General features: G+C 36.7%; 8 protein-coding genes. 1 reads left to right on the top strand and 7 read right to left on the bottom strand.

Translation table 11 applies throughout. The annotated features are described in order from the left end of the window. The 6 genes from HMPREF0634_RS04100 to secA all read right to left on the bottom strand — a co-directional run. Positions 1–581 (bottom strand): 2-hydroxyacyl-CoA dehydratase subunit D (locus tag HMPREF0634_RS04100; protein ID WP_007789313.1); only part of this gene is annotated, 581 nt, incomplete at its 3' end. Next, a complete protein-coding gene (gene hadB, locus HMPREF0634_RS04105) occupies positions 581–1,813 on the bottom strand; it encodes a (R)-2-hydroxyisocaproyl-CoA dehydratase subunit alpha (protein WP_007789283.1) in 1,233 nt (410 codons plus the stop codon). The genes HMPREF0634_RS04100 and hadB, both read right to left, overlap by 1 nt. 18 nt (positions 1,814–1,831) lie before the next feature. Then, on the bottom strand, positions 1,832–3,043 hold the full coding sequence (locus HMPREF0634_RS04110) for a CaiB/BaiF CoA transferase family protein (protein ID WP_007789278.1): 1,212 nt from the start codon (positions 3,041–3,043) through the stop codon (positions 1,832–1,834). 546 nt (positions 3,044–3,589) lie between these two features. After that, on the bottom strand, positions 3,590–4,771 hold the full coding sequence (locus tag HMPREF0634_RS04115) for a YkvI family membrane protein (protein WP_007789274.1): 1,182 nt from the start codon (positions 4,769–4,771) through the stop codon (positions 3,590–3,592). 155 nt (positions 4,772–4,926) lie between these two features. After that, complete coding sequence (locus HMPREF0634_RS04120; RefSeq protein ID WP_007789294.1) at positions 4,927–6,597, bottom strand: sigma-54 interaction domain-containing protein; 1,671 nt, start codon at positions 6,595–6,597, stop codon at positions 4,927–4,929. Between the two features lie 210 nt (positions 6,598–6,807). Continuing rightward, a complete protein-coding gene (gene secA / locus HMPREF0634_RS04125) occupies positions 6,808–9,498 on the bottom strand; it encodes a preprotein translocase subunit SecA (protein ID WP_007789296.1) in 2,691 nt (896 codons plus the stop codon). Positions 9,499–10,091: 593 nt separating this feature from the next. Between secA and HMPREF0634_RS04130 the strand changes: the two genes are divergently transcribed. Beyond that, positions 10,092–10,631 carry a folate family ECF transporter S component gene (locus HMPREF0634_RS04130; protein WP_007789301.1) on the top strand — a complete coding sequence of 180 codons (540 nt, stop codon included), beginning with the start codon at positions 10,092–10,094 and terminating at the stop codon, positions 10,629–10,631. Between the two features lie 328 nt (positions 10,632–10,959). Here the strand turns inward: HMPREF0634_RS04130 and HMPREF0634_RS04135 are convergent, their stop codons facing one another. Continuing rightward, the gene (locus HMPREF0634_RS04135) at positions 10,960–11,730 is read right to left on the bottom strand and encodes a ComF family protein (protein WP_007789289.1); all 771 of its coding nucleotides are present in this window, start codon (positions 11,728–11,730) and stop codon (positions 10,960–10,962) included. Positions 11,731–11,762 lie beyond the last annotated feature (32 nt).

The raw sequence follows: 11,762 nt of genomic DNA on the forward strand, positions 1-11,762 counted from the left end.
CTTACTCTAGGAGTGATTGTATTTAGATAGTCAGGAACCAACTCAACAAACTCTTTCATTGCTTTTCTGTGTTCATTATAAACTTCTATACTTGCTTGAATGCTTTCATCAGTTATTTCATGGCCACAGATTTCTTCTAACTTAGTCTTAACTGTAGTGTATTCGCTAACTAAGTAGTCTTTACCAGCCTGGATCTTTCTGTTCTGAGGGAAAGCAAAACCTATCATAGGTATTTCCTTAACACCAGACTTCCAGTTCTGAGTAAGTGTTATAAGTGTATCACAGTGACATGGTATTATGGCACCAGACAAGCCCTTAAAGCTTCCCTTTAGACCATATTCCATGATAGCCTGGATTATTGAACAACAGAATGCTGGAAAATATTCCTTAGCTCTTTCTATTGCAGTATTACCACCCCAAGTTCCCATTGGTATCATACCAGAAGCATGAACTATTTCCTTTGGAGTATACACTGGAAAACATCCTATAACTTTCTTACCTTCTTTTAGATATCCATCTAATAATGCATTTGGGTTATTTGCAGCATATTCGAATTTAGCAATCAATTCTTTAACAGTCATTACTGAGCACCTCCATCATTCTTTCTTTCTTCCATAACTTCTACTAGCCCTTCTAGTCTTGTTTCAAACTGTGCCTTAGCGAAGTTTCTAGGGTCGGCCTGGTCACCGTCAAATCCTGCATATGGTAATCCAGTCTGCTCAGCTATTCTTCTCTGCATTTCGTACTGTACGAAAGACATCAACTTACAACTTCTATTCATATGATAGAAAGCACCATCACAGTTCCCGCCCTTAAGAGCGTTAACTCTGTACTCTACCATAGTTTCTATGTTAACGTTGTTGAACATTGTACTGTAAGCTCTAGCCATTCCATCTAGGTCATTTACATCATAAATCAATGCCCAAGCATGTGGATAAACTGAACCAGTCATATTTACACCCTGCTTAGATAGAGATTTCATCTTGTAACCAATATGTGGCCAACATGGAATACCTTCCATCATGATTCTGTACTTTTCTTCACCCCTAAATGAAGTCTGTCCAGTCCTAGCATTTTCTTCAAGTTCTTCGATAAGTAACTTAAATGCTTCAGTAGTTTCCTTCTTACCTCTGGCTGCAACTATAGCTGCCATGTAGTTAAATAAGTCGAAACCATTCATTGGAGATGGGAAGTTACCTTCTGGTAGACTCATTGAGTACTTCCATAACTTACCATTTTCAGAAGATATCTTCATAACTTCTTCTAATCTCTTTGGATCGAATTTCTTGCCTGAAATTTTTTCAAGCTGCCTTATAGCTTCTTCAAACTGTCCTCTTAGGTACTTGATTCTACTTTCAGTAACCTCAGTTTCTAGGTTGTAAGCTGTATCTATCATTATAAGAGGTATGTTTAATTCTCTAGAAATATTTTCATACCACTTTATAACTTCATTACAAATGTTGTTACAGCAACATAGGAAATCTGGCTCTGGCATTGGTAGAGCATCTGAATGTCCCTTTAAAAGAACACCAAAGTTTGTTCTAGCATATGCACATAGGTCATTTGAATATCCTTCACCTTCAGATAGTTCACAAAGTTCTAGTGATTCTCTCTTAGCTGCAACACCCGCCGCGTGGTTTTCAGGGTATAATAACTGAAGGTCAAATATTTCAGCTAATTCCTGAGGGAAAACTGATGTTGACCAACCTATTGGTCTACCAGCTTCCTTTTCTTTAAATGCATTATCATACTGTGCTTGCAATACGTCAGCTATGGCTGTTTTTGCATCTTTCTTTACATTTGCTTCCATCATCAACACCTCCAAAATTCTTTACTTAATGATACCTTTTTCCTTTAATTCTTCGAATTCAGCACCACTAACACCAGCACTTTCTAGTACTTCCTTAGTATGTTCACCGAACTTAGGGGCTCTTACATATTCGCCTCTCTTGTTTTCTGTAAACATTACTGGCGTGTTGAATACAACACCTTCATTACCACTTTCGAATGTATGTTTGATTAGGCAGTCATTAGCCCAGCACTGTTCATCAACTAGTACTTCATCAGTTGTAGCTAGTTTTTCGTAAGGTATACCAGCTGCCTGAAGTCTTGCACACCATTCGTCTATAGGTCTCTTTATAAATTCTTTTTCTAATATTTCAACGAATTCTTCTACGTAGTTAACTGCACTCTTCATTGTGCTATACTTACTACCTATTAGGTCAGGTCTTTCTATTACTGTGTTACAGAAGTTAGGGAACCACTTGTCATACTGCATGAACGCTACCTGCAACCATCTATCATCAGCACACTTGAATGTAGTATTGATTGGGTTAGGTGGGTTCTTTCTAGTGATTGGCATTCTGTATCCGTAATGAGCTGCAGATACCATGATACCCATACCAAATACTGCTGTATGGAATAGAGAAACTGTTACTCTTTCTCCCTTTCCTGTTTCTTCTTTCTTACGTAGAGCTGCTAATACACCCGCTGCCAAACTGATACCTGCATAGTGGTCACCAAGACCTGCTACTGGGTTACATGGAGAACCGCCTTTTTCCATCAAACTCATTGAAACACCACCTCTTGCGAAGTATGCTGTGTAGTCGAACGCTGGATTATCCTTAGCTGGACCATTTTCTCCGTATCCTAGCAAGTGAGCATATATAATGTGTGGAGCTCTCTTCTTAACTTCTTCATAGTTAAGACCACTTCTGTCAAGAGCCTTCTGTCTAGTATTTGTCAAGAAAATATCTGCATCATCAAGTAACTTATAGATAACTTCAACACCTTCCTTAGTACCAGTGTCAATTACAATACCCTTCTTACCTGAGTTTTCGATTTCAAACATTGGATTTTCTTTTTCATCAGTTGGGAAACACCACTGTATACCAACAAATCTCATTGTGTCTCCAAATGTAGGCTCAATCTTGATAACTTCTGCACCCCAGTCAGCTAGCAATCTACCACATATTGGCGCCGCAACGAAGTTTGCGTACTCAATTACTCTTACACCTTCCAAAGGTAATCCTATTTTTGTCATTTTCTCTACCTCCCAAAAATTGTTAATTTAATATAATTTGAAGTCCCTGACTTTCTATATCTTATATCAGCAAATACCATGCCAACTTTTTAATCCCTAGAAATTGTACATATTTTTTCACATTTTATAAATTTACATAAGTACATATAATTTTACTAAAGCTACTAAATCTAATAGGCTAGTATGGTATGGGCAAAGCTTTGCCAAACATAAAAAAGCCTTTTCAATTATAGAAAAGGTTTGTTTTTGACTTATTTTTATTAATATTGATTATTATTATATGGCATTTTGCAAATATATATAAGATATTTTTGCATTTTGCAAATATGATTTCGTTTCAATTTAACATGTTTTTTTATACAGGTTAATAAAATAACATTTTTCCATCTTTTATTAACTAAATGTTGTTTTTTTACCAAAAACCAGTGTTTTATTTTTTATAAGCAGTTTTTTTAAAAAAATGGGATATTTGCAAAATGCAAATATCCCTTAATAAGTCTATTTTTTGTTTAATTTTCTACACCAATTTTCAGGTATATATGGAAACTATTCTACTTCTTCTCCATCTAAAACTCTCTGTCCATACCACTTATGGTCTGGATGTTCTCTCCTGAACTTTCTGTTTTTGTAAACCCCTATTGTCAAGAATGGTATAACTATAACAAATATACCTAGGTAGCCACAGTAACCATATCCAAACTTAACTATATTAGTAAGACCTGTAGATGAAATTACTACTGCAATCACAATAATCATCACTGCTGTAAATACTCTTCTCTTCTGTCTTGTCTTTAAAAATGCTAGTTTTTCATGTTCTTCAAACCTATTGACCAAACCGAATATACAAGTTACACCTGTTGATATCAAGCATAGGAATAGAGAAACCTGGTAGGCAACCGCTATGGCTGCATTACCTGTATGCTTAGCAACATATAGTGTTGGTAGAGTCATTTGACCTGCTGCACTAAATTCCTTAAACCAACCTAGTAGCATTGTAACAGCTAGACCTAGGGCAACTGCATTCATTAAGAAGGAAAGTGCCATGGCTGCTGTGGCCTGCTTTTCGCTCTTTAAAAGTTCTCTCGAAGCCGCAGCTAGCGAAGGAATTACAACTGACTGGAATCCAGCATATGTAAATATTAGGATAAATGGCTTAATAGATGCACCACCCCATACTTCTCTAGTAGACATAATACGACTAATTTCACCAGTTCTCATGCTTATACCAGTTAGGAATATAGTCAAACAGCATATCATGATTATAATCGACATTATACCTGCAGCACTTGATACAACTACCGCACCATAGACGGTAAGGATCAGCAACACAAGACCTACTATTATAATAGATACGATATACGGTATACCCATTGTCTGGAAAACTGCTGCTGCACCTGCAATTACTGCACCAACAGCGATTATAACCATTAGGTAGTAGTATATTTCCCATAAAATTTCTAGTTTTGGATAAGGATCCCAAAGACGTCTAAACAAGTCTTTATAATTCTTACAGTCGTAGTTATTATACATTACAATTGCTTCTCTTAGGGAAACTGTCAATAATACCATTGCTAATACTGCAGTAATTGGTGCTGTCCAACCAAATTGAACATAATACTGTGTTTCCTGGTTCCCTGTAGCAAAACCTCCACCTGCATGTGAGCCAAATAATACGGCTGCTACACCGAATATGGCGCCAAATGATCCAATCGTTTTAGCTTTTTTCATGTCAAAATTCCTCCTTAAATTATTGAAAGGTAAATACAATTCCTTTCACATTTATTTAAGGCAAATTTTATGCCAAAATCTATGTTTTTTATAAGTAGTTCTAATTTTACTCTTATTTCATTAAATTTTTACTCTGACATTCTTTATTTTATATCTTATAGTTTAATATATCCACTTTTTATCTTCCTATATACAGTTGATGGATTTATACCCACTGCCTTGGCAGCCTTGGTTATATTGCCATATTTTTTCACCGCATTCTTTAAAATTTCTTGTTCGACAATCCTATGAGCATCATCTATATTCATTATATCTTTTATAATCAGGCTCTTCTCTCCACTATCCTCGATTATTGAAGATAACTTATCCTCAGTTTTTTTGCTATCTATTATATCCTCGTTACTTTCAAGGGTAAGTATTCTTTCAACCTGTTCTAGGTATATATTTTCCTGTGGTGACAGGATAACCAACCTTTCCACTACGTTTTTAAGTTCTCTTATATTACCCTTCCAGTCATTTTCTACCATTCTAGCCCTGGCTTCACTTGAAAGGCTTACCTTCCTATTATACCTCTCGTTAAAATAATTTATATAATAATCTGTGATAGGCAGGATATCATCCCTCCTGTCCCTCAAAGGCGGTATAACAACTGGTATTACATTTAGTCTATAGTAAAGGTCCTGCCTGAAGATTCTTTCATCCCTCAACTCATCAAGAGTCTTGTTTGTGGCACATACATACCTTACATTTATATTCTTAGACTTGGTGCTACCAATCCTCATTATAGCATTTTCCTGGATGGCACGCAGAAACTTCTTCTGGGTCTTTAATGGCATCTCACCTATTTCATCCAGAAATAGGGTACCACCATCTGCAGCCTCCATTAGACCCATCTTACCTTCCTTGTTTGCTCCAGTAAAGGCCCCCTTTTCATAACCAAATAGTTCTGACTCTATAAGTTCTTCTGGTATTGATGCACAGTTAATGCTTACAAAAGGACCATTACACCTCTTACTCTTAGACCAGAGACTCCTTGCTATAATTTCCTTACCAACACCAGATTCTCCCATTATAAAGATAGAGGCATCTGAAGGGGCAACCCTCTCTACTATAGCCTTTACCTGTTTCATCTCTTCACTAGAACTTATATACTCTACCACATTTTCATTATTTTCACTTGATATTTTGGCCAGGTTGATCAACCTTGATACATCACGGCCTGTCAAAACTCCCCCCTTAAAATTGCCATTTACATCATAGTGGGGAATTGCAGTATAGGATATGACCTTGCCATTAGGGTAGACAATTTCCCTGTATACCTTCTTTTTTTTCTGTATCATCTCTGTTATTACAGGGTTAGACACCTTGCCATCTCTGACTAGTTCATCAATACTCTTTTTCAAGACATCCTTCCTCTTAAAGGGTAGCAACTGATCACATATACTATTCATTTTCTGCAATATTCCCATTTCATTGAAGACAACTATTATCTCGTCTATATGTTCAATTACGTTTTTTATACCTGCATCTATGGTTAGGTCGTTATTGAAGATATACCAGTAACAAACCCCCTTACCATCTATCGTAACTTCATATTTTTTACCTATTAGAGATGTATTCCTTATCCTAAAGGACATGGGACCTGATGTTTTTTCTAAAAACTCTTCTATATCTAACTGTCTAGTATTATCCAGGTTTCTAAAACCTAAAAAATCACAAACAGACCCTATTTGCTTATTTTGACAGAGGATAGTTCCATCCTCAAAAGAAACTAGGGATGGTAAATCCATATTCATCGTTATACTAATCAAAAGAGATTTTTCCATATATTTCTCCCTTCTCAGCCTAAAAATCCTCTTACACCTTGTATTTTAACCAGGATTAACCTGACAAAATACCCCTATATAAATAATAGCACAGATATTTGATTTCTTAAATACCTGTGCTATTTAAACTTACTTATTCACCTATAATCTAGGCCTATTCACTCTGTAATTATGGTTAAATAGTATTTTTGTCTACTTAAAGACTAAAGTTTATCTACCACAACAGTTCTTATACTTCTTTCCGCTTCCACATGGACAAGGATCATTTCTACCGACCTTTTCTTCCATATGTTCTGGCTTAGACTTACTTGGATTTCTATCTACCCCATCCATATCAGGAGATTCTAGGCTATCTACATCAACTACAGCCTTTCTCTCAACTGGAACTTCTATTTGTATATTGAATAGGTAAGAAACTGTATCTTCTCTGATTAGCTTGTTCATTTCATCAAACATGTCAAAGCCTTCCATCTTGTAGGCTATAACTGGGTCTATCTGGCCAATTGCCCTCAGACCAATACCCTGACGTAACTGGTCCATAGCATCTATGTGGTCTATCCAGTGGTTGTCTACTGACTGAAGCAAGATTACTCTTTCTACTTCCCTCATCCTCTCAGACCCTATAAACTCTTCCTTTTCAGTATATAGGTTCAATAGTCTATCATATGTGGCTTCTAAAGCTTCTGATGATGTCATACTTGAAAAATCAAGGTCATCAATTACACCACCTGGTAGGTACTTCCTATACATATGGGCCCTGTAACCAACATGATCAAATACTTCATTTTCATCAGTATATATGGCCACAGCTTCTGTGATCACATCCCTCATCATTATCTGGATTTGATCCTGTAGGTTTTCCCCAGATAGAACTCTCTTTCTTTCTGCATAGATTATTTCTCTCTGCTTGTTCATTACATCGTCATATTCAAGGACATGCTTTCTGATACCAAAGTTCTTTCCTTCGACCTTCTTCTGGGCATTTTCGATTGACTTAGTAAGCATCCTGTGTTCTATTGGAGTTTCATCATCAAGGCCTAACTTTTCAAGTATACCCTGGACTCTTTCACTACCAAATAGTCTCATCAAGTCATCATCAAGACCTATGTAGAACCTAGATTCACCTGGGTCACCCTGACGACCAGCACGACCTCTCAACTGGTTGTCTATTCTACGAGACTCATGTCTCTCTGTACCTAATATACATAGACCACCAGCTTCTATAACTGCCAACTGTTCAGCATCAGTCTGTACCTTATATTCTTCATACAACTTCTTGTATGTCTTTCTAGCCGCATCATATTCTTCATTAGCCTCAACACCAGCTACTTCATTGGCTGAATTTACCCTGTTGATCATTTCATCAGTAAAGTTTAACCTCTTCATCTCCTTAAGGGCCATGAATGATGGGTTACCACCTAATAGGATGTCGGTACCTCTACCTGCCATATTTGTTGCAATTGTAACTGCACCTAACCTACCTGCCTGAGCAATTATCTCTGCTTCCTTTTCATGGAACTTGGCATTCAAGACTTCATGGGCTATACCCTCTTCTGTCAAAATACTTGAAAGCAACTCGGACTTTTCTATTGATACAGTACCCACTAGGACTGGCTGGTTTCTTTCATGTCTTTCCTTTATATCTCTGGCAACTGCCCTGAACTTAGCCAACTGGTTGGCATATACAGAGTCTGCTAGGTCCTTTCTCAACAATGGTTTGTTAGTTGGAACCTGGAATACGTCCATCTTGTATATTGATTTGAATTCTTCTTCCTCTGTCTTGGCTGTACCTGTCATACCTGATAACTTTGTATACATTCTAAAGTAGTTCTGGAATGTAATTGTAGCAAGTGTCTTAGACTCTCTCTGTATAGTCAGACCTTCCTTGGCTTCTATGGCCTGGTGCAGACCATCAGAATACCTTCTACCAAACATCAAACGACCTGTAAATTCATCAACGATTATAATTTCATCATCCTTGGCTACATAGTCAACATCCTTCTTCATTATCGTATGGGCCTTTAGGGCCTGGTTGATGTGGTGGTAAAGTTCTGTATGCTCCATAGTAGTTATATTGTCTACATTGAAGTATACTTCCGCCTTCTTTATACCAGTCTCTGTAAGAGAAACTGCCTTATCCTTTTCTTCCTTTTCGTAGTCATCCTCATTCAATGTAAGTATAAATACATTGGCATCTGAATATAGGTGGGTAGACTTGTCCCCAGGTCCTGATATGATAAGTGGTGTCCTGGCCTCATCGACTAGGATAGAGTCGACCTCATCGACAATAGCATAGTGAAGCCCCCTCTGAACCATCTGCTCTTCATGTATAACCATGTTGTCCTTTAGGTAGTCAAAGCCATACTCATTGTTAGTACCGTATGTAATATCACAGTCATACTGCTGCTTCCTAAGCTGAGGTGACTGGCCATGAACTATTACACCTACAGACAAACCTAAGAATTCATATATCTTTGCCATCTGGTCACGGTCACGCTTTGCAAGGTAGTCATTTACTGTTACAACGTGCACACCCTTACCTTCTAGGGCATTTAGGTATACCGGACAAGTGGCAACAAGAGTCTTACCTTCACCTGTCTTCATCTCAGCTATACGTCCCTGGTGTAAAACCATACCACCTATTAGCTGGACTTTAAAGTGTCTCATACCCAATATTCTTGTAGAAGCTTCCCTCACAACTGCAAAGGCATCTACTAGTATATCATCTAATGTTTGTCCATTTTTTAATCTTTCTTTAAACTCAGGTGTCATGGCCTGAAGTTCTTCATCTGTCATAGCTGAATACTTTTCACCGGCCGCATCTATCTGATCAGCAATCTTACTGAACTGCTTTAAATCTTTTTTATCTGCCATATTAAATAGGCTGTCTAAAAAACTCATTCACGTCCTCCTTTTTGTTTACTTGCAAAATTATTCGTACATAGTCTATTTTATCATAAATTTATGATAAATAGTATATTTTTTTCATATACTTATGAATTTCGTATTTGGGTTACCACTATGCTAAGATCTCTTTATATCATTTTATTTTTCTATATCTTTGTGATACAATATTAATTAAATTAATAAATAAACTATATGTAGGATAAAAAGGATTATAAAAAAACAAAATATCAACAAAAATGACTTTATTGAAGCCCAGGTAACAGATATTATAGATGGAGATACCATAAAAGTTTCCTACAATGATAGAGAATATGAGCTAAAGATGATTGGTGTTAATAGCCCTGAAACTAATGATCCCACAGAGAAAGAAATCATTGATAAAATGTTTAATGCAAAACTAGTAAAAGAAGGATATGCATAGACTTATACATATCAATCAGATAGCAAATATTGCATAGTATGATATCTGGCATTGAATAGATATTTAGTCTTGCTTTTTGTTTAAATCTAATATATCATGAAGATATTGTGGTAATTTAAAATACAAATTAATTACTAAAATAAAATTTAGATGGAGGGAGGACTCAATGAAAAAAACTATTAGCTTAAAATCTGAAAGCCTTAGAGATATTAGAACTATAACCGGTTCAGCCCTGATGATTGCCTTAGCCGTAATTATTGACTTTTTCAGGATTGTATTTTCAAATATCATGGAGATATCTTTTAGCTTCTTGGCTCTGGCCTTGACTGGTATGCTATACGGACCACTTATAGGTGGTGTAGTAGGGGGTGTTTCGGATATAATACAGTACATAGTAAGACCTAGTGGACCATTTTTCCCAGGTTTTACCCTAAATAACATCCTTTCCGGAGTTATCTTTGGTCTTTTCTTGTACAAGCAGAAATTAACTGTAAAGCGTATAACTATATGTGTCTTGATAGAAGGTATAATCACCGTCTTAATCCTTACACCAATATGGTTAAATATACTTTATGGGGCAAAGCTATTTGCTATACCTAGATTGATAAGATTTATAGTCATGTTACCTATAAAGGTTGGTCTTATCTATGCCTTTGGCAGGGTAATGGAAAACCAGAAATTATTTGAAAAATTTAGGGCTGCCTAAGTCCTATAATAAAGACTAGAGCCTCCTAATATTTCGGGAGGCTCATATTTTGTAAACAAAAAAGCTTTTTACTGGTAGCTATTACTAGTAAAAAGCTTTTTGTATTTAGCTGACCTGGTCTTTGACCCCACACTCGCCTGCTGGAACTTTCGCTTTGGGGTTACCGCACTACTAATCCTCTCGATTTTCTCGGCAGGACTTACTTCTAAGCCGCGCCATGCTCACCCTCCAATTTTTAGGAGTAGCTTACGTGGATCCCTTTGCCCGCGACTGGCTTGGACTTGCAACCACAGACCTAAATACTTTATCTAGTTTATAATTTAAAGCCCTACTTGTCAATATCTTTTTCATATTTTCCTGTCAAAAAGGTTAAAGATACTACTTCTTGGGCTCCTGCAAGCTTTAAAACCTTGGCCATTTCATCAACAGTAGATCCCGTTGTAAATACATCATCTACCAGGAGTATATTTTTGTTTACTATTAGGTCCTTCATTTCTTCCTTTATTAAAAAAGAATTTTTCAAGACCCTCCTTCTTTCTTGAGATGATAGGCCATGTAGCTTGTCAGTATTCTTCACCCTGTCAACAAGTCCAACCATTGGTAGACCTAGTAGGCTCGATATGTAGGTCCCTATCTTCTCTGCCTGATTAAAACCCCTTGCCTCCATCCTTTTTTTGTTTAGTGGTACATAGGTGACTATATCCATCCTACCTACCAGGTCTGAATTTGACTCTTGAAGTCTGTCCGCCATTATATTTGCTATTATTTTAGCCATATAGGTCTTGCCACTATACTTTAATTTAAAAACCATTAGCTTGGATAGGTCTCCGTATTCTATAAAGCTAATATTCCTATCAAATAGAAAGTTCTTCCCCTGGCAATAGGGACACTTTTCTACGGGCCTGTCAACTTCAAGACTGGTATTTATCGTGGGTTTTCCACAATAGTCACAGGAATTGTGTATAAATATAATCTTTTCTAGGCACTTTTTACACATAGAGTACCTGTTGGACCTAGATATCGGCATTTCACAAAAGATACAGTTTAAGTTCTGTGGATAAATTATATCCAAAATGTATTTCCAGATTTTTTCAAACATAAAAGCCCCCTTAATAGAAGGCAATTACGAAT

The organism is Peptostreptococcus stomatis DSM 17678, from assembly GCF_000147675.1.
Lineage (GTDB): Bacteria > Bacillota > Clostridia > Peptostreptococcales > Peptostreptococcaceae > Peptostreptococcus > Peptostreptococcus stomatis.

Bases quoted from the DNA above. Each gene is read 5' to 3' on its own strand.
- hadB (WP_007789283.1), bottom strand. From the start codon at position 1,813: ATGATGGAAGCAAATGTAAAGAAAGATGCAAAAACAGCCATAGCTGAC.
- HMPREF0634_RS04110 (WP_007789278.1), bottom strand. From the start codon at position 3,043: ATGACAAAAATAGGATTACCTTTGGAAGGTGTAAGAGTAATTGAGTAC.
- HMPREF0634_RS04115 (WP_007789274.1), bottom strand. From the start codon at position 4,771: ATGAAAAAAGCTAAAACGATTGGATCATTTGGCGCCATATTCGGTGTA.
- HMPREF0634_RS04120 (WP_007789294.1), bottom strand. From the start codon at position 6,597: ATGGAAAAATCTCTTTTGATTAGTATAACGATGAATATGGATTTACCA.
- secA (WP_007789296.1), bottom strand. From the start codon at position 9,498: ATGAGTTTTTTAGACAGCCTATTTAATATGGCAGATAAAAAAGATTTA.
- HMPREF0634_RS04130 (WP_007789301.1), top strand. From the start codon at position 10,092: ATGAAAAAAACTATTAGCTTAAAATCTGAAAGCCTTAGAGATATTAGA.
- HMPREF0634_RS04135 (WP_007789289.1), bottom strand. From the start codon at position 11,730: ATGTTTGAAAAAATCTGGAAATACATTTTGGATATAATTTATCCACAG.